The sequence below is a fragment of the Phocaeicola acetigenes genome (assembly GCF_027529745.1).
GTDB lineage: Bacteria > Bacteroidota > Bacteroidia > Bacteroidales > Bacteroidaceae > Phocaeicola > Phocaeicola acetigenes.
In genome coordinates this window covers 245522-266172 of record NZ_JAPZVM010000001.1, presented here as the reverse complement: position 1 = coordinate 266172, position 20651 = coordinate 245522, and the positions used below count along the sequence as shown (strand labels likewise).

Sequence of the window (20651 nt, the reverse complement as noted above, 5' to 3'; positions counted from 1 at the left end):
ACATTGATTATAATGGAAATTATAAAAACTGAAATAAAAGACGTATTGATTATAAAGCCGAGAATATTCGAAGATGCTCGCGGGTATTTTTTTGAATCTTTTTCGGAGCGAGATTTTAATACTCAAGTACGGAATATACATTTTGTACAAGATAATGAGAGCAAATCAAGCTATGGAGTATTGAGAGGATTGCATTTTCAGAAACCACCTTTTGCACAAAGCAAACTGGTACGTGTCATAAAGGGAGCAGTGCTGGATGTGGCTGTAGATATTCGTAAAGGCTCTCCTACTTTTGGAAAACATGTAGCCGTAGAATTAAGCGAAGATAATCATCTTCAGTTTTTTATACCAAGGGGATTTGCCCACGGATTCAGTGTACTGACTGATGAAGTTATTTTCCAATACAAATGCGACAATTTTTATGCACCACAAAGTGAAGGAGCCATTGCATGGAATGATCCGGCTTTAGGAATAGACTGGCGCATACCTTCCGACAAAGTTATCTTGTCTGAAAAAGATAAGCATCATCCGTTTTTAGAAGATGCCGAATGGCTGTTTGATTATAATGAAGATTTATACAAATGATTGAGAAACATATTGTATTAGAAGATATAGACCCCGTTATTTTTTATGGTATCAACAATACCAATATACAAATGATAAAGGCCTTGTTCCCTAAACTGAGAGTGGTAGCACGAGGCAATGTCATTAAAGTAATGGGTGATGAAGAAGAAATGTGTGCATTCGAAGAGGCGATTCTTGCACTTGAAAAATATTGTGTGCAATACAATTCGCTGAACGAGGAAGTTATACTGGATATCGTTAAGGGTAAAAAGCCGCAGACAGAAACAAACAACGATGTAATTGTATATAGTGTGACCGGAAAGCCCATTACTTCCCGCAGCGCCAATCAGCAAAAGCTTGTAAAAGAGTTCGACAAGAACGATATGATTTTTGCAATTGGTCCGGCAGGTTCCGGTAAAACTTATACGGCCATTGCACTGGCTGTGCGTGCCTTAAAGAATAAGGAAATAAAGAAAATCATTCTTAGCCGTCCGGCTGTAGAAGCGGGAGAAAAGTTAGGTTTTCTTCCCGGTGATATGAAAGACAAAATCGACCCCTATCTGCAACCTCTGTACGATGCATTGCAAGACATGATTCCAGCAGCAAAACTGAAAGAATATATGGAATTGAATATCATTCAGATAGCCCCTCTTGCATTTATGCGTGGACGTACACTCAACGATGCGGTAGTCATTCTGGATGAAGCACAAAACACTACCACTCAACAGATTAAAATGTTTCTTACCCGTATGGGTATGAATACCAAGATGATTGTGACTGGAGATATGACACAGATCGACTTGCCTTCTTCACAAACATCGGGTCTTGTACAGGCCATGAAAATTCTGAAGGGTGTGAAAGGTATCAGCTTCATTGAACTGAACAAAAAGGATATTGTTCGCCATAAGCTGGTAACCCGTATTGTAGAAGCATACGAGAAGTTTGAGGAAAAAGAAAAGGCGGAACGCGTCAAAACTAAAGTGAAAACAACTACAACTGAAGAACCCAATAAATAATCTTATTCATAACTAAACAATAAAAGGATATGAGCAAAGCATTAACAAAAACAGATTACAATTTTCCTGGTCAGAAAAGTGTCTATCATGGAAAAGTACGCGATGTGTATAACATCAATGATGAAAAGCTGGTAATGGTAGCAACCGACCGTATCTCAGCATTCGATGTCGTATTGCCTGAAGGTATACCTTATAAAGGACAAATGCTGAATCAGATTGCAGCTAAGTTCCTGGATGCAACAACAGATATCTGTCCTAACTGGAAACTGGCAACTCCAGACCCTATGGTTACAGTGGGAGTTATGTGTAAAGGTTTTCCTGTAGAAATGATTGTTCGTGGCTACTTGTGTGGTAGCGCATGGCGTGCTTACAGAAGTGGTGTACGTGAAATTTGTGGCGTAACTCTTCCTGAAGGTATGCGTGAAAATGAAAAATTCCCTCATCCTATCATTACTCCGACCACAAAGGCTGAAATGGGCTTGCATGATGAAGATATTTCTAAAGAAGAAATTCTTGCTCAGGGACTGGCAACTCCGGAAGAATACGAATTGCTGGAGAAATATACTTTGGCTTTGTTCGAACGTGGTACTCAGATGGCTGCAGAACGTGGATTGATTTTGGTAGATACTAAGTATGAATTCGGTAAGCATAACGGAGAAATCTATTTGATGGACGAAATTCATACACCAGATTCAAGCCGTTACTTCTATTCAGAAGGATATCAAGACCGTTTCGAAAAAGGTGAACCTCAGAAACAGTTGTCTAAAGAGTTTGTACGCGAATGGTTGATGGCAAACGGTTTCCAGGGTAAAGAAGGTCAGCAAGTTCCTGAAATGACTCCGGAAATTGTAAATTCTATCAGCGAACGCTACATCGAATTGTATGAGCACATCACAGGCGAAACTTTTGTAAAGGCAGATACTGATAGTATTGCAGCACGTATCGAAAAGAACGTAACCGAATATCTTACAAAATAAATCTGTTTTTAATATGCAGGGGGTAAGGCCATACTGCTTTATCCTCTGCATTTGTTTTATTAAATCTCTTTATCCATGTCTCAGTATCCACAAGAAAAAATCAAACCTTATAATGAAGATGAAAGCAAAGTTGTACAAGTAGAAAAGATGTTCGACACCATTGCTCCTGCATACGATAACTTGAACCATATGCTTTCTTTAGGCATCGACAAAAGCTGGCGTAAGAAGGCGATTAACCGACTGAGACCTTTCCATCCGCAACATATGATGGATGTAGCTACCGGAACTGGAGACTTTGCTATACAAGCCTGCCGTATATTGCAGCCTCAGGAACTTATCGGGACGGATATATCGGAAGGTATGATGAATGTAGGGCGTGAAAAAGTAAAGCGGGAAAAACTGGACCGGCAAATTTCGTTTGCTAAAGAAGACTGTACTGCTTTATCTTTCTCCGACAATCGTTTCGACGCTATTACCGTGGCATTTGGTATCCGTAATTTTGAAAATCTAGATCAAGGTTTGAAAGAAATGTATCGTGTATTGGTGCCGGGGGGACATTTGGTTATTCTTGAATTGTCTGAACCTGAATGGTTCCCAATGAAACAGTTGTATGCCTTATACTCCAAAATTGTGATACCAACTTTGGGTAAACTTTTCTCTAAGGACAAAAGTGCCTATACTTATCTTCCCGAGTCTATCAAAGCATTCCCTCAAGGAGAAGTAATGCAGAAAATCATCCGTAAAGCAGGATTCAGCCAAGTAGAATTCAAACGGTTGACAATGGGAACTTGTACACTTTATTTTGCAACCAAATAATATTTTGTTTCTTTTTAAAGTTTAATACAGCGATGAAAAAATACGGTTTAATCGGCTATCCGCTTGGACATTCTTTCTCAAGAAATTTCTTTAATGAAAAGTTTGCATCCGAAAAGATTAATGCCGAATATGTTAATTTCGAGATTCCTACTATCAACGACTTTCCCAAGATCATTGCCGAAAATCCGGATTTAGCTGGACTTAATGTGACTATCCCTTATAAAGAACAAGTGATTCCGTATCTGGATGAATTAGACTCGGATGCTGCCGGAATTGGAGCTGTCAATGTCATCAAACTAAAACTTGTAAACGGAAAGCATAAATTGATTGGTTATAATTCTGATGTGATTGGATTTACTCGTTCAATAGAACCGTTATTGGAACCCTATCATACCAAAGCGTTAATATTGGGTACTGGAGGAGCTTCGAAAGCTGTATATCACGGATTGAAGAAATTAGGATTGGAATGCCTTTTTGTATCAAGAGGACGACATAATGAAACTACCATTACTTACGAGGAACTGACTCCGGAATTAATGGAAGAATATAAGGTCATTGTAAATTGTACTCCCGTAGGTATGTATCCTAAGGCCGATGAATATCCGCATATTCCTTATCACTGCCTTACTCCCAAGCATTTGCTATACGACTTGCTTTATAATCCAGACACAACTCTTTTTATGAGAAAAGGAGCAGAACAAGGTGCTGTAGTAAAGAACGGTCTTGAGATGTTGCTTTTGCAAGCTTTTGGAGCATGGGAAATCTGGAATCAATAACAGAACATCTATGAATAAAAAACGAATTGGAGTTATCGGTATAATCATACTGGTACTCTTGGGAAGTATAGTTGGTGGAAGTCTTTATATGATTGATTACTCCCTACGACCCGTCAACCGGGGAAAAGATATGGAAGGATCTATGCAATATATGAAACAGACCTATCCTCATATCACCCCTTGGATAGACAGCTTGCAGCACCATCATGCTCTGCGTGATACTTTTATTACAGCTCCGGATGGTATCCGTCTGCATGCTTTTTACGCATACGCTTCCCGTCCTACCCGACATACGGCAGTGATTGTTCATGGGTATACAGATAATGCGATCCGCATGTTTCATATAGGTTATCTTTACAATCACTCACTCGACTATAATATCTTGTTGCCCGATTTGCGCTATACAGGATTAAGTGAAGGTGATGCCATACAAATGGGATGGTTGGACCGTAAGGATGTAATGCAATGGATTGATACAGCTCCTTCCCTCTTTGGCGATTCTCTGAAAGCTGTAGTACACGGTATTTCAATGGGTGCTGCTACCACTATGATGGTATCTGGAGAGCCGTTGCCCGATTATATATCTTGTTTTGTAGAAGACTGTGGATACACCAGCGTATGGGATCAGTTCAAAAAAGAATTAAAGTCACAATTTGGTCTTCCTGCGTTTCCTTTACTATATACAGCAAGTATCTTGTGTGATTGGCAGAATGGTTGGAATTTCCATGAAGCCTCTGCACTCCGACAGGTAGAAAAATGCCAGAAACCGATGTTGTTTATTCACGGTGATAAAGATGATTACGTTCCTACGTGGATGGTCTATAAAGTCTATAAAGCCAAGCCGGAACCTAAGGATTTGTGGATTGTTCCTCAGACTGCTCATGCCGAGTCTTACCTGAATGAACCTGAAGAATATACTCATCGTGTCCGTTCCTTTGTAGAAAAATATATAGATTAGCAATCAGGTTTTCTCTTATATAATCGTATAACTTTTCTAGTTGTAATTGGAATAGAAAAACAGGTGAAAGCAAGAAGCGTGTGTAAAAGTTGAAAAGGTCAATTTTTACACACGCTTCTTGCTTTTATACAGACTGATTTTATTAGAACGGCAGATCGTCCTTTTCGTCAGTTGCTGCAAAATCTACTGGAGCCGCATTCATTGGAGGGAAAGGTGCATCCATTGGTGGAACTTGAGGAGCTACTCCTACACGTTCTACTTTCCATGCACGGATACTGTTGAACCAGCGTCCCTGCCACTCACGGGCATCAATATCAAAAGAAACATTCAGCTCTTCGCCAATCTGAATATTAAACTGCTGTATTTTATCAGCACCAAACACATCAAAACACATTCTGCGCGGATACTGGTCGTGCGTTTCAATTACATACTCTTGTACTTTCCATTCATTACCGTTTTTGGAAACTCCTCCTCTCGGTTCGAGAACAGCGATCACTTTTCCTGCTAATTCCATTGTCTAAATATATTTTAATTCGGTCACGAAATTAAGCTTTTCCTAAGAAGTACACTAATTTTTTAAAAGCTTTTTGCGCCGCTTATATAATCTTTTCGTAACTTTGGCAGTTAAATAACGGATTCCGAATTAAATATTATAAATATAAAAACACTATGAAGTTTATTGTTTCAAGTACCGCATTATTCAGCCACTTGCAGGCTATCAGTCGTGTAATCAACTCTAAAAACTCATTGCCAATATTGGATTGTTTTCTGCTTGAGCTGCAGGACGGAACTTTGTCTATGACTGCATCTGATAACGAAACGACTCTTTCTACTTCAATCGAAGTCAATGAATACGAAGAGGATGGACGCTTTGCCGTTTCTTCAAAGACATTGCTGGAAGCTCTGAAGGAAATTCCCGAACAGCCTCTGACTTTCCAGATTGATATGAGCAACTTGGAAATCAATGTGCAATATCAGAACGGTAAATATAGTCTGATGGGACAGAGTGCCGATGAATATCCACAGGCACAAGAGCTGGGTGCTAATGCTGTACAGGTAACAATGGGAGCTGATGTACTTATGGCAGGGGTTAACCGCAGTATTTTTGCTACTGCTGATGATGAACTCCGCCCAGTAATGAACGGTATTTATTTCGATATCACTACCGAAGACATCACTTTGGTCGCATCCGATGGGCATAAGTTGGTTCGTTGCAAGACTTTTGCGGCGCAGGGTACAGAAAAAGCTGCTTTTATTCTTCCTAAAAAACCAGCCAACTTGCTGAAAAACCTGCTTCCTAAAGAACAGGGCGATGTACAGATTGGATTCGACGACCGTAACGCTACTTTTACATTGGAAAACTATCGCATGGTATGCCGTCTCATTGAAGGACGTTACCCTAACTACAATTCAGTGATTCCGCAAAACAATCCGCACAAGGCTATCATCGACCGTGCTGCATTTATCAGTGCATTGCGTCGTGTTTCTGTGTTCTCTTCTCAAGCAAGCAGTTTGATTAAGTTAAGTCTTTCTGCCAACTCAATGAAAATTTCGGCACAAGATATCGACTTCTCAACTTCGGCAGAAGAAACAATTATCTGCCAGTACGACGGTAGCGCAATGAGCATTGGCTTCAAATCGTCATTCCTGATTGATATACTGAACAATATTTCTTCTCAGAATGTCATTATCGAGTTGGCCGATCCTTCACGTGCAGGAGTTATCGTACCTGAAGAACAGGATGAAAATGAAGACTTGCTGATGTTGCTGATGCCTATGATGCTGAATGATTAATAATTCGGAGATTTGAAAAATTTTAAAGATGAAACTGAACTTAAAGAATCCTCTGGTATTTTTCGATTTGGAAACTACCGGAACAAATATAAACACCGATCGTATTGTCGAAATCTGCTATCTGAAAGTATATCCTAACGGAAATGAAGAAGCAAAGACATTGCGTATCAACCCGGAAATGCATATTCCGGAAGCATCGTCTGCCGTACATGGTATTTTCGATGCCGATGTAGTAGACTGCCCTACTTTCAAGGAGGTAGCTAAAGACATCGCTAAAGACATTGAGGGAGCTGATATCGCCGGTTTCAATTCCAATCGTTTTGATGTACCGGTACTGGTAGAAGAGTTTCTCCGTGCTGGTATTGATATCGATCTTACCAAGCGTAAATTTGTCGACGTACAGGTTATCTACCATAAACTTGAGCAGCGTACTCTTTCGGCTGCCTATAAGTTTTATTGCGGCAAGAACTTAGAGGATGCTCATACTGCAGAAGCCGATACACGTGCCACTTATGAAGTCTTGAAGGCACAGCTCGACCATTATCCGGAGGTGTTGGAAAACGATATCAATTTTCTGTCTGAATATTCTACCTACAGTAAAAATGTAGACTTTGCTGGACGCATAGTGTACGATGACAAGGGAGTGGAAGTATTCAACTTTGGAAAATACAAAGGTATACCGGTAAGCGAAGTTTTGTTGCGTGATCCGGGATATTACGGCTGGATAATGAACGGAGACTTTACTCTGAATACAAAAAATGTTCTGACAAAAATCAGATTACGTGAAGGCGGTCTGACCAAATAACATGATGAAAGGAAAGAAAATAGTATTAGGTATCACAGGTAGCATTGCGGCCTATAAAGCTGCTGTCCTGACAAGAGGGCTGATTAAAAAAGGTGCGGAAGTACAGATTGTCATCACTCCGGCAGGTAAAGAGTTTATCACTCCTATTACCTTGTCTGCCCTAACCAGCAAACCGGTCATCAGTGAATTCTTTTCACAGCGTGATGGGACATGGCACAGCCATGTAGACTTGGGATTATGGGCTGATGCCATGATTGTTGCTCCAGCTACAGCTTCTACCATCGGAAAGATGGCACATGGTATTGCCGACAATATGCTTGTCACTACATACCTGTCGATGAAAGCACCTGTATTCGTGGCTCCGGCAATGGACCTCGATATGTTTGCCCATCCTTCCACTCAGCACAATCTGGACATTCTCCGTTCGTACGGTAATCATATTATTGAACCTGCAGCAGGCGAACTGGCCAGCCATCTGATTGGAAAAGGTCGTATGGAAGAACCTGAAAAGATAATCGAAGTATTGGAACAATTCTTTGCTTCGCGTCAGGATCTGCAGGGACGAAAGGTGGTCATTACAGCAGGACCAACTTACGAAAAAATTGACCCGGTACGTTTTATCGGCAATTACTCATCTGGCAAGATGGGATATGCATTGGCTGAAGAATGTGCAGAGAGAGGAGCTGAAGTTACATTAATCAGTGGCCCTGTCAGCTTGAATCCTGTGCATCCTAATATTCATCGCATCAGTGTAGAAAGTGCTGCACAGATGCATCAGGCAGCAATCTCTTCTTTTTCGTCTGCCGATGCAGGTATTTTGTGTGCTGCTGTAGCCGATTTTACACCCGAAGAATGCAGCAATCAGAAAATCAAGCGTGGAGAGGATGATCTGGTAATCCGTTTGAAACCTACACACGATATTGCATCCGAACTGGGTAAGATGAAAACAGGAAGTCAGCATCTTGTAGGTTTTGCTCTTGAAACAAACGATGAGATTGCTCATGCTCAATCAAAACTGGAACGTAAGAACCTTGATTTCATTGTAATGAACTCACTGAACGATGCTGGTGCCGGTTTCCGTTGCGATACTAATAAGATCTCTATTATCGATGCTCAAGGCATTACCCCCTATCCACTTAAGCCGAAAAAGGAAGTTGCCAAAGACATTGTAGACAAACTGGTATCGCTATTCAGATAAACAGATATACTGACTATGTTACAATCTATTCATATACAAAATTATGCTTTAATCGATCGGCTCGACATCGATTTTACTTCTGGCTTTTCTGTTATTACCGGCGAGACCGGTGCGGGAAAGTCTATTATATTAGGAGCCATCGGGCTGCTGCTTGGACAACGTGCCGATGTGAAAGCAATCAAAAACGGGGCTTCCAAATGTGTGGTAGAAGCCAAATTCCGTATTGCCACTTACGACATGGAAGCATTCTTTGAGGAGAACGACATTGAATATGAACCGGAAGAGTGTATCATTCGCCGGGAATTGTCGGCCAATGGAAAAAGCCGTGCTTTCATCAACGATACACCGGCTTCCCTTGCACAAATGAAAGTGTTGGGCGAACGATTGATAGATGTACATAGCCAACACCAGAATCTGTTGCTCAATAAAGAAGGATTTCAGTTGAATATCCTTGATATATTGGCGCAAGACGATAAACAGCTTGCTGATTATCATCGTTTATACACTACTTATAAACAAGTAAGCCGAGAGCTTGAAGAATTTATTGCTCAGGCAGAAAAAAGCCGACAGGATGAAGATTATATCCGTTTCCAACTTGAACAATTGGAAGATGCCGATTTAAAAGAAGGTGAACAAACTTCTTTGGAACAGGAAGCAGAAACTCTAAGTCATGCAGAAGATATAAAGGCAGGACTTTATAAAGCCGGTCAATTGATAGACGGTGATGAAAGTGGAGGTCTGTCATTGGTTAAAGAAGCGATGCAGACACTCCAGAGTGTATCGCGGGTATATACCCCAGCACAAGAATGGGGGGAGCGGCTGAACAGTTGCTACATCGAACTGAAAGACATCTCCCGTGAAATTTCCGGAGCTCAAGAGGAAATTGAATTCAACCCAGCCCGATTGGATTTCGTAAACGAACGGTTGAATCTCATTTACAATCTGCAGCAGAAACACCGGGTAGATTCAGTAGAAGCATTGATTGAACTGACAGACAAATATCGCAATCAGTTGAACACCATTACCTCTTTCGATGAAACCATTGCCAAACTGAATAAGCGGAAAGAAGACTTGTACGCACAAGTGCTGGCACAAGCTGCCGTCCTTACCGAATGCCGTAGTCGTTCGGCTCGTCAGATTGAAGAACAAATGCAAGCATTACTTATTCCATTGGGTATGCCTAATGTCCGTTTTGCTGTAGAAATGACTACACGCAAAGAACCGGATGCCAAAGGAATGGATAGTGTAACTTTCCTCTTCTCGGCCAACAAAAACGGGACACTTCAAAATGTAGCATCCATTGCATCGGGTGGAGAAATTGCCCGTGTCATGCTTTCATTAAAAGCAATGATTGCCGGTGCAGTGAAACTCCCCACCATCATCTTCGACGAAATTGACACAGGTGTATCTGGTTCCATCGCCGAAAAGATGGCACTCATTATGCAGGATATGGGAAAGCAGAACCGTCAGGTAATCAGCATTACCCATTTGCCTCAAATTGCTGCCCGTGGTATCGCACATTACAAGGTATATAAAGAAGATACGGAAACCGGTACGAACAGCCACATCCGTTTGCTTACCCGTGAAGAACGTGTTCGCGAAATAGCTAATATGCTAAGTGGTTCTACCCTTACAGAAGCAGCTCTTAATAATGCGCGGGCACTTTTAGGATTTAATTAGAAATAACTTTAACAGGAAGATATGATAGAAAAAAATGAAATGATATTTGGCGTTAGAGCCGTCATTGAGGCTATACAGGCCGGAAAAGAAATAGACAAGGTACTTGTGAAGAAAGATATTCAGAGCGACCTGTCGAAAGAACTCTTTGCTGTACTGAAAGAAACTTTTATTCCTGTACAGCGTGTGCCGGTAGAACGCATCAACCGCATTACCAAGAAAAACCATCAGGGAGTAGTAGCTTTTATCTCTCCTATTACTTATCAGCGCACAGAAGATATTGTTCCTTTCCTGTTCGAACAGGGTAAGAATCCTTTGCTTATCATGTTGGACGGACTGACCGATGTGAGAAACTTCGGAGCCATTGCACGTACATGCGAATGCGCCGGAGTAGATGCCATCATCATTCCTTCTAAAAATAGTGTCAGCGTAAATGCCGATGCCATCAAGACTTCGGCAGGAGCACTACATACTATTCCTGTATGTCGCGAAAACAATTTGACTAATACTATCAAATTCCTGAAAGAAAGCGGATTCAAGATTGTAGCTGCTACCGAAAAAGGAGATTACGACTATACAAAAGCCGAATATAAAGACCCTACCTGTATTATTATGGGAGCTGAAGATACTGGCGTGCCTTACGAACATCTGGCTTTGTGCGACGAATGGATTAAGATCCCATTGTTCGGTTCAATCGAATCACTAAATGTATCGGTTGCTGCAGGTATTCTGATTTATGAAGCTGTAAAACAGCGTGGATTTGATAACGAAGCACAGTAATATTTTACAACTATTCACCATGAAAAAGATATATCTTCTTCTTATCGGAGGATTCTGCTTCCAGACGATGTTTGCCCAAAGTCTGCCCAAATGGGCCAATAAGGCAAAGAAAGCTGTTTTCTCTGTTGTTACTTATAATAAAGACAATAAGATTCTGAACACAGGAAATGGTTTTTACATCGATGAAAGCGGAACAGCTGTATCCGATTACACCTTGTTTAAAGGTGCTCATCATGCCGTAGTGGTTACAGCCGATGGCAAGGAACTCCCGGTAAAATGCATTATGGGAGCAAACGATCTTTACGATGTGGTCAAGTTCAAGACCGAAACAGATAAAAAGACTGTAGCACTTCAACCTGCTTCACAGGCAGTGCCTCAAGGAGCTACTGTATATCTTCTTCCCTATTCTACCCAGAAAGCAGTCAACGGACAGAGCGGAAGTGTAGAAAAGGTAGACACCATCGGAAACAATGCATATTATTATACCATACAGATGCAGACTGGTGATAAAACTGTAAGCTGTCCCATAATGAATGCTGAAGGAGAAGTCTTAGGACTTATCCAGAAAAATGCCGATGCAGAAAGCAAAGTAAGCTATGCCGTAGGTATCAGTTATGTTTCTTCACTCAGCATCAATGCACTTTCCGGCAACGATTATACTTTAAATTCCATAGGTATCAAGAAAGGATTGCCTGAAGACGAATCACAAGCTCTGGTTTACTTATATATGATGTCTTCTCAGCTTAATCGGGAGCAATATCTGGAGTTGCTGAACGACTTTATTGCACAGTATCCTCGCAATATGGAAGGGTATCAGCGTCGTGCAGCTTTGTATATGGAATATCGTGATGATACCCACAATGCTTTGGCAGCACAAGATTTAGAACACATGCTGGAGGTAGCCTCCAAGCCTGATGAAGCTCATTTCAACATTGCCAAGTTGCTTTATAACTATCAGATTAATCTGAACGGAGCACAAGCTTATGCCAGTTGGACATACGAACGTGCTTTAGAAGAAATCAACAAAGCTCTTGAAATTGCACAGGAGGGCGTGTATTACCAGGTACAGGGCGATATCTATTTCGCTATGCAAAAATATGCCGAAGCTTACGCAAGTTATGAAAAGGTAAACCAATCTTCTATGGCATCGGCTGCCACATTCTATGCAGCTGCGAAAACGAAAGAACTGATTAAAGATGTAGACAAGAATGAAGTCATTGCATTAATGGATAGTGCTGTAGCCCGATTCAACGAACCTTATGGCAAGGATGCAGCTCCTTATCTGTACGAGCGTGCCCGTATGAAGAACGAACTGAAGAAATACCGCGAAGCCGTAATCGACTACAATCACTTCTACGATGCCATGATGGGACAGGTTTCTGCTGAATTTTATCTGATACGTGAACAGGCAGAAATGCAGTGCCGTATGTATCAGCAGGCCATCAACGATATCAACAAGGCTGTAGAACTTGAACCCAAGAACGTAGATTTGTGGATTGAAAAGGGAGGCGTACATTTGCGTGTCAATCAGGCAGAAGAAGCAATAAAGGCACTTCGTACGGCTCTTTCTCTCGATCCGAAAAATGCACCGGCTTACCGTATGTTAGGTTATTGCCAAGTACAGCAGAAAAACACTAAAGAAGGTATAGACAATTTGCAGAAAGCAAAAGAACTGGGTGATACTGTTGCCGATGAATTATTGAAGAAGTACAGTAAATAATTTTGATGATATTTATAGAATAAGCCGGGCATTGCAGTCCGGCTTATTTTGTATATATCTTCATCTGCTTATAATTTAAAAAAATATTTTAAATCTCAATATACTGATTACTAGCTATAAAAATACAGAAAGAATTTATCATTCTTACGCTATTCTCTCTTCTTACATTTCTAATAAAGAGAAATTCATCCACTTGTAATGATCATATTTGTTTAAAATAATGGAACACTTTTATATGTCTTATAAAAAGATTTGTTATATTTGCTTTATAGCATATAATAACACTTAAAATCTTAGTATTATGAACAACAAATTATTTGCTTTTTTTGAGACCGTGTGGAGTTATATTGACACAGGTAAGTTCTACCGTGAGCCTTTTCGTTGGCTTTATGCAGTAATAGCAGTATTAAATCTGTTGTTTCCGCTTTACATTATTTTTCTGACAATAGACAGTGGACTTTTCAAATATATGTCTGGAGGAGACATATTTGCTTGCATTTTGGTATTCTTGTTGTTAATCTTCCTTGGTATAATGAGTTTCCACTTATGGAGCAACCGTCAGAAAAAAGTAAAAGAATATCTTCAAGAAGAAAATGAGTTTATTGCCATTCCTGTTGTTTCACATTTTATACAGACAATGGGAGAATGGTTAGGTTTTTACATAGGAGTTGGAGGATGTTTGATATCCTTATTATTTGTTCTCTTTGGAGTAAACGATTCTTTAGGAGGAATGTTAGGTAATAGCGTACTTCCTATGGGTGTTGGTTTCAGCATGGTAATCATGTATCCTATCATGGGATTTCTCATTGTTGTTTCTGGAAGATTAATTGCAGAACTCTACAGGGCATTGGCTGCTATCGCTAACAACACCAAAAGATTAGAAGGACTAGCCAAACATACTGATAATATGAAAGTTTCTAAGATTGATCAACCTCAGGATAGTCCAGAATAATAGAATATTTTTCAATATTTCAGTAGATTTTTTGTATAAAATATAAAACAAAAAGCCATAGCAATCTGTATAAGACAGTATGCTATGGCTTTTTGTAGATAGACGGGTATGAGCCTATATTTATAACTTCTTAAACAAACTAGTAATTCTACTCTGTTCCTTCACTCAATAATCTTTCTTTTCGTATATTTGAAAGTAGAATCTGAAGTCATTAAATATGATAATAAAATGAATATATAGATTCTGTATTAACAAACACAACTATTGTAGTTAGATTATAGATATTATTATGGAACTAACCCCTGGAGTATATGAGACCCTTATTAGTGAAGCTATTAACGAAAAGCTAAATGAAAAAATAAAAAATGGGTATCATATAGCGAAAGAAAAAATAGATTCAGCTGATTCAAATAGCTTTTTTGCTAATTATTTGGCAGAAATCGTATCTAATATCTTGAAAGATGTAAAGCGCGCTAAATCTGATGAAACTATCACTGAGCAAATTAAACGTATTAACGAAATTTTTTTGTTCATTCAAGAAAAATGGCAAGTAGATCTTTCTGAAGATATGCTTTCTATTGAAAAAGACTTTCTACGTGGTATCTATGATACTGTAGGCTATACTAAAGAGCAAATAGAAAAGAAAGCACTAATTCATCCTTCCTCTGGATATCGTGTGAGTAATCTTTTTACTGGCTCAAACAGAGATCTTTCAATTGATGAGGAAATGAGACGTGATATATTGACAGCTGATAGTATTGACTTGATGGTTTCATTTATTCTATTTACAGGCTTACGCCTTATTATTGAACAACTACAAGAATTCGTAAAACGAGGTGGTCATTTACGAATAATCACTACTACCTATATGGGAAATAGTGACCCTAAAGCATTAAAAAGATTATTAGATTTAAAGCAATTTGGGAATGTAGAGATTAAAGTATCCTACACATCAAGCCAAGAACGTTTACATGCAAAAGCTTATCTATTTAATCGAACTAATGGCTTAAATACAGCATTTATAGGCTCTTCCAATCTTTCAAAATCGGCTTTTACAAAAGGATTAGAATGGAATATTAGAGTTACTTCTGTAGAAAATAAACATATTATAGAGAAAGCTCAAGCTTCATTTGAATCATATTGGAATGATGAAAACTTTGAGTTTATAGAAAATGAAGAAGACTTAAGAAAATTTGAAAAAGCTATTTCACAAGAACGTAATAAAAAAGTATCTTCAAATGAAAATACAGATTCTATTGTTGTCCGTTTTGAACGAAAAACTCATCAAATAAAAGTTTTAGAACAATTAAATTATGAACGTGTAGTATTAAATAGTTATCGTAACCTTATTATCGCAGCAACTGGTACTGGAAAAACAGCTATTAGTGCATTCGATTATAAAGATTTTAATAAAACATTTCGAAAGAAACATCAACGTAATGCTCGTTTATTATTTGTAGTGCATCGCGAACAGATATTAAAACAAGCTCGTTCTACATTTCGCTCGGTCATGGCAGATGGCAATTTTGGTGAAATTTGGACCGGCAATTTGCACCCATCTACAGAAGGAAATTTAGAGCATCTATTTGTTACAGTTCAAACATTTTCTTCACGAATAGAAGTTTTTAAAAGCCTTGGAAAGAAATTTTATGATTACATAGTAATAGATGAGGTACACCATGCAACAGCTGATACATATCGGAAAGTCTTTGAAATCTTTACACCGGAAATTTTAATTGGTTTAACAGCAACCCCCGAACGAATGGATGGACAAATGATAAAACCAGATTTTAATAATCGCTTTGCTGCAGAGATTCGTCTATATGATGCACTAAATCAACAGCTATTATGTCCATTCCAATATTTTTGTGTGACAGATAATTCTGTAAACCTAGCAAACATTACTTTTTGTAGTGGAAAATATGATATAACAGAATTAAGCAATACATTAATTAATAATGAACGTATTGAGGTTATAGATAATGCATTAAATCGTTATATTACAAATCCACATGAAGTAAAAGCAGTTTGTTTTTGTGCCACCATTAAACATGCCAATTTCATGGCAAAAATGTTAGGTCGTAAATATAAAGCTGCAGCTATGACCTCTGAAAACACAGGGAAGCACAGAGAAATTATGTCACAGTTTAGCCGTGGTGATATTAACTATTTATGTGTAGTTGATATAATGAATGAAGGCTATGATGTTCCAGAGATTGATACTGTACTCTTTTTGAGACCTACCGAAAGTTTAACAATCTTTTTACAACAATTAGGACGTGGACTTCGAATAGCAGATGGAAAAACAGAATTAACGGTACTTGATTTTATTGCACAAGCAAATAAACAATACGATTATGAAAGTCGCTTTAGAGCCCTTACTGGAGGTAGTAGAAAAAGTACAGAAGAAGGTATTAGAAATGGATTCTCTTTTTTGCCACGAGGATGCAGTATTGAAATGGAAAAAGTTGCACGAGAACGAATTTTAGAAACTGTAAAAAACTCTATTTTCAATTTGAAACGGCTTCGCAGAGATATTCAAAGTTTCGAAGATAATTCTGGAAAAACATTGACTATTTCAAATTTCTTAGATTATTATGATTTAGAGGCTTATGCTTTATACAACAAGAGTGATAATTGCTGGAATGCATTAAAACGTTCAGTGAATATTTTGCAAGATAATCCAAGTGATTTACAACTAGAAGTTGAAAAATATATTAGACAATTTATCCATATTAATGATAAAGATTTTATACAAGCTATTAAAGGTGTAATTAAAAATGATTTCAATATATACGATATCAAAAATCTGCCAAACCATTATATAACAATGTTCTATTACAACCTATTCTTTAATAAACTTGAAAAAGTTAATAAAGAGATGGGAACTACATTTCAAACGATGGAGGAAGCTATTAATGCACTAAAAGGTATGAAATCATTACAACAAGAATTACTAGAACTATTAGATTTTACTGAGCGCAATATTAATAGAATAACAAAACCGTTATGTGATGATTTAGATTTTAAATTATATGGTCTGTATTCTCGCGATGAAATTAATATTATAGCAGATGGGGATGTTGCAAGAGGAAATATTACAGGATTATTTAATGATAAAAAAGGACGTGACATTCAGTATTTATTTTGCACTATTAATAAAAGCGATAAAGAGTATTCAGCAGAGACTATGTATGAAGATTATGCTATTGATTCACATACATTTCATTGGCAAACTCAGAATAATACAAGGGCTAATTCTACTGCAGGAAGGTTATATACGGAACAATCCACAAATGGTTGGAGATTCTTGCTTTTTGTCCGTGAGACAAAAACTAATAGTTATGGCTTTACAAATCCTTACCACTGTTTAGGATTTATTGATTTCATTGATGCAAAAGGAGAATGTCCTATGACAATTAACTGGAAAATGAGAGAACCGATTCCTGCTTCAATTCTTGAAGTAGCAACAGCAATCTGATAAAATAGTATGTTACTTGTACCATCGGTTTACGCGACTTGTATCGATAGCTAACGCGACTATTCACGTAAGCCAACGCGATTAGTCACGTTAGCTCACGTGAATAGTCGCGTTTTTTAGTACATATACCATATATAAAAAGTCCCACGAAAAAAATAAAAGAGTTATAAAAAGAAAGACAAATTCAAAAGAGGAAAAATATCATCTTACATATTATAAAGTGTAATCGCACACCTTATAACATGTAAAATGATTGGTAGAAGTTACTTCTTACACAAATCCTTATAATCACAATACAAACATTTTTCCGGTATTTCGGTCTGGCGGAAAGGAATATCCGGATGGAAGATTTCTTCCAACAGTTCTTTTAATCTTCCTCTGAATTCTTCTTCATGTTGTGCAAAGTCGGTTACTTCTTCTTTGCTCTTACGCGGTTCTCCCATACGTACTATCGGAGAATAATCGGCAGAAGCAGCACGGTGTATATAGAGCAGAGCCGGCGCCACCTTACGGGAATCGTTCTTTTCACGCAACTGCTTACAAATGAGTGAAGCATAAAGAAAGGTTTGGAAGATGTAGTTAGAACGTTTCTTGTCGGGTATAAAAAGTGACTCCACATTGGCAGGAATATCTGCATCTCCTCCTGTCTTGTAATCCACAATACGTAAGACATTATCTTTCGCATCCATACGGTCGATAATTCCTCCAATACGCGAACGAATTATTCCTTTTGGAGTCTGTATTTCGGTAGGCTCGAAGACCGGATATTCCGATGCTACAAAAGTAAACGGAGCATGGCGCAGGTCGTTTCGCAACAACTGGCGAATGTATTTTACGATAACGGCAGAATTAATGAGCTGTACTCCGTTGTATTCTGGCTTTTCATCGGGTTTTACATGGAAGAAAAGGCGCTTAAACGCATCATCTACATAATTCTGCACACGGATTTCATCTTTCAGCAGAGCCTCGATAGCATCTTTGTTTATCACCTTTCCGTGCGTAGTCAAATCTTTGTAAATATGCTCTGCCGCATCGTGGAAAATGGTCCCAAACGTAGCTGAATCGATTTCACCGGTTACTTCATCAGGCAAAGAGAGTTTGGCTACGGCACGATAATAAAACTTTAGCGGACAATCCAAATAGTAATTCAAAGCAGAAGGAGAAAGTACGGCCTTGGGATTGACCCGAACATCGAACAAGCTCTGCATACGTTTCATGACTTCCGGCGTCTTTTCTACCACAATAGGCTGAGAACCTTGAGGCGACTGTGCTGCTTCCAGATGGGCACGTTTTACGGTATACTCCCACTCGATAAGGAACTGGAGCATGAAACGCGACAATTCTCCGCGGTTAATGCCATCGGTAGCAGTATTATACATCATGGTTACTTTTTCGGCACGCTGTATCATACGATAGAAATAGTAAGCATAAACCGCAATCTTGTGTTCGATGGTAGTCATACCAAAGGCTTTTCTTAAGTTGTAGGGAATGAAAGACGAATCGCCTCCTGATTTTGGAAGCTGTCCTTCGTTGACAGAAAGCAATACCAGATGACGAAAATCGAGGTTACGGGTTTCCAATACCCCCATTACCTGCATACCGATAGCCGGTTCGCCATGAAAAGGAATGCTAGCCGTAGCCAATACACGAGTAAGCAAACGTTTTAGTGTAGGAAGTTGAACGGTTAGTTCACCACTTTCTACTAAGGTATGGAAGCGATTGACCAACGTGTAAGCTTTGAACAATGATTCGCGATACAACTGATCGAAGGCCGCTCCTGCCCCACTTCCCTGCTTGTTGTATAATGCCGCTACTTGCTTCAAAGCCTCTCCCAAGAGTGTACACAAACCTAAGTTGGTTGTCTGAGGTTCGAACAGCAGTTCCAGTACTGCATCTTTCTTCAGCTCCGAAGGAAGTGGATAAAAACGGTTGTCGTGAACTAAAGTCTTTTCAAGTTCCTCTGCCATAGCAGACAATTGCCGGGTATACGAATGACGCAACAGACTGAGAACTTCGGCAAAGCGGTATCTGCCATTGGTTGCATTGTATCCTGCCACATGAAGCTCCATCAGCGAATTGATGAAACTATATGCCGGAGTCTGCGACAAAGGAAATCCCATCGTAATGTTGATGTGACGAATATTGTCTGGCAAAGCATGCAGCACAGGCTGCAACAAGGCTTCGTTGCACAATACTACGGCGGTTTCTTTTTCCTGTTCGGTAAGATTTTCCCGAATCCACTGAGGCAGATAACGTACCTGGCCATTCTCTGTAGGCGACTCGATGAAGGTTACCTCTTTAGGATGATTCAGATGGTCGAAGAAGGAAGCCGGCAACTCTGAAGGAAAATCACGAAGATTGCGACGGATAAATTCTCCTGCTTCATGCGGAGTTTTATTCAAATAGAATACATCGTAATCCCAGTAGAACCAAGCTTTTCCTGCAGCATTCAACTTTTCGAACAGACGGTGCTCTACTTTGTTCAATACATTGAATCCGACAAATACATATTTCTTGTAAGGAAGCAGTTCGATGTTCAATTCATCGATTACACGGCGATAAAGCATTCCTTCGTATGCCAATTTCTGACTGGCCAACAATGTCCTGTATTGTATATAGATATCGCCCAATACATCCCAAAGGGAAATAAAGCGTTGTTTAAGCTCCGTTACCTGATTGATAGAGAAATTCTTGAAGAACTGACTGATGGCTTCTTTCTGTCCTTCTTCAAGAAAATCGTAATCATCCATCAAAGCATTCAGGTCTTTCAGGTTACTGAACAGGGCTTTCGTGTCCACCAGGTTCTTGTCGGCATCATCGAAATCGCCAATCAGCATTTCTCCCCAGAAATAAAATTCGTCCAGCGTTTCCTTGCTACCCGTCACCTCTCGGAAGATTTTATATAAATCACATACCAGCTTTACCGGATCACCCACGGTCCAGTCGGACGACTGGCGGAAAAGTTCGCTGATGCTGACATAAGAAGGCGACCAAAGAGGACGGTCGGCTTCCTTGGCCAGATATTCGTCAAAGAACAATCCGGCACGCTTATTGGGAAAGACCACGGCTACATCTGTAAAATCACCACCGGTCTTCTGATATAAATCGTGTGCTACTTGCTGTAAAAAAGTTTCCAT

General features: G+C 39.3%; 16 protein-coding genes. 14 read left to right on the top strand and 2 right to left on the bottom strand.

Going from position 1 to position 20651, the window contains the following annotated elements:
• Positions 1 to 12: 12 nt before the first annotated feature.
• The 6 genes from rfbC (at position 13) to O6P32_RS01095 (ending at position 5107) form a co-directional block, all read left to right on the top strand.
• Positions 13 to 585, top strand: coding sequence for a dTDP-4-dehydrorhamnose 3,5-epimerase (rfbC, locus tag O6P32_RS01120; RefSeq protein ID WP_178266160.1), 573 nt, complete (start codon positions 13 to 15; stop codon positions 583 to 585).
• Positions 582 to 1580 carry a PhoH family protein gene (locus O6P32_RS01115; protein ID WP_269876367.1) on the top strand — a complete coding sequence of 333 codons (999 nt, stop codon included), beginning with the start codon at positions 582 to 584 and terminating at the stop codon, positions 1578 to 1580. Before rfbC ends, O6P32_RS01115 begins: the two co-directional genes overlap by 4 nt.
• Positions 1581 to 1609: 29 nt before the next feature.
• The gene (locus O6P32_RS01110) at positions 1610 to 2557 is read left to right on the top strand and encodes a phosphoribosylaminoimidazolesuccinocarboxamide synthase (RefSeq protein WP_269876366.1); all 948 of its coding nucleotides are present in this window, start codon (positions 1610 to 1612) and stop codon (positions 2555 to 2557) included.
• A 75-nt stretch (positions 2558 to 2632) separates the two neighbouring features.
• Positions 2633 to 3373, top strand: a complete 741-nt coding sequence (gene ubiE / locus O6P32_RS01105; RefSeq protein WP_269876365.1) for a bifunctional demethylmenaquinone methyltransferase/2-methoxy-6-polyprenyl-1,4-benzoquinol methylase UbiE — start codon at positions 2633 to 2635, stop codon at positions 3371 to 3373.
• A gap of 32 nt (positions 3374 to 3405) precedes the next feature.
• Positions 3406 to 4149, top strand: coding sequence for a shikimate dehydrogenase family protein (locus O6P32_RS01100; RefSeq protein ID WP_269876364.1), 744 nt, complete (start codon positions 3406 to 3408; stop codon positions 4147 to 4149).
• Positions 4150 to 4159: 10 nt separating this feature from the next.
• A complete protein-coding gene (locus O6P32_RS01095; RefSeq protein WP_269876363.1) occupies positions 4160 to 5107 on the top strand; it encodes an alpha/beta hydrolase in 948 nt (315 codons plus the stop codon).
• A 142-nt stretch (positions 5108 to 5249) separates the two neighbouring features.
• On the opposite strand, the gene O6P32_RS01090 is transcribed toward O6P32_RS01095, so the two are convergent.
• Positions 5250 to 5621 carry a DUF3127 domain-containing protein gene (locus O6P32_RS01090; RefSeq protein ID WP_178266440.1) on the bottom strand — a complete coding sequence of 124 codons (372 nt, stop codon included), beginning with the start codon at positions 5619 to 5621 and terminating at the stop codon, positions 5250 to 5252.
• 155 nt (positions 5622 to 5776) lie between these two features.
• Between O6P32_RS01090 and dnaN the strand changes: the two genes are divergently transcribed.
• The 8 genes from dnaN to O6P32_RS01050 all read left to right on the top strand — a co-directional run bounded on the left by dnaN (position 5777) and on the right by O6P32_RS01050 (position 17514).
• Entirely contained in the window at positions 5777 to 6901 is a 1125-nt protein-coding gene (gene dnaN / locus O6P32_RS01085) for a DNA polymerase III subunit beta (protein ID WP_269876362.1), read from the top strand.
• Between the two features lie 28 nt (positions 6902 to 6929).
• Positions 6930 to 7706 carry a 3'-5' exonuclease gene (locus O6P32_RS01080; RefSeq protein ID WP_269876361.1) on the top strand — a complete coding sequence of 259 codons (777 nt, stop codon included), beginning with the start codon at positions 6930 to 6932 and terminating at the stop codon, positions 7704 to 7706.
• A 4-nt stretch (positions 7707 to 7710) separates the two neighbouring features.
• Positions 7711 to 8904 carry a bifunctional phosphopantothenoylcysteine decarboxylase/phosphopantothenate--cysteine ligase CoaBC gene (gene coaBC, locus O6P32_RS01075; RefSeq protein ID WP_269876631.1) on the top strand — a complete coding sequence of 398 codons (1194 nt, stop codon included), beginning with the start codon at positions 7711 to 7713 and terminating at the stop codon, positions 8902 to 8904.
• Between the two features lie 15 nt (positions 8905 to 8919).
• Positions 8920 to 10584: a DNA repair protein RecN gene (gene recN / locus O6P32_RS01070; RefSeq protein ID WP_269876360.1), complete on the top strand. Its 1665-nt coding sequence runs from the start codon at positions 8920 to 8922 to the stop codon at positions 10582 to 10584.
• Positions 10585 to 10605: 21 nt separating this feature from the next.
• Entirely contained in the window at positions 10606 to 11361 is a 756-nt protein-coding gene (rlmB, locus tag O6P32_RS01065; RefSeq protein WP_178266444.1) for a 23S rRNA (guanosine(2251)-2'-O)-methyltransferase RlmB, read from the top strand.
• A gap of 19 nt (positions 11362 to 11380) precedes the next feature.
• A complete protein-coding gene (locus tag O6P32_RS01060; protein ID WP_269876359.1) occupies positions 11381 to 13081 on the top strand; it encodes a tetratricopeptide repeat protein in 1701 nt (566 codons plus the stop codon).
• 301 nt (positions 13082 to 13382) lie between these two features.
• Positions 13383 to 14033, top strand: coding sequence for a hypothetical protein (locus O6P32_RS01055; protein ID WP_269876358.1), 651 nt, complete (start codon positions 13383 to 13385; stop codon positions 14031 to 14033).
• A gap of 289 nt (positions 14034 to 14322) precedes the next feature.
• Entirely contained in the window at positions 14323 to 17514 is a 3192-nt protein-coding gene (locus O6P32_RS01050; RefSeq protein WP_269876357.1) for a DUF3427 domain-containing protein, read from the top strand.
• A gap of 263 nt (positions 17515 to 17777) precedes the next feature.
• Here O6P32_RS01050 and O6P32_RS01045 read toward each other — a convergent pair whose 3' ends face one another.
• A complete protein-coding gene (locus tag O6P32_RS01045; protein ID WP_269876356.1) occupies positions 17778 to 20651 on the bottom strand; it encodes a PD-(D/E)XK nuclease family protein in 2874 nt (957 codons plus the stop codon).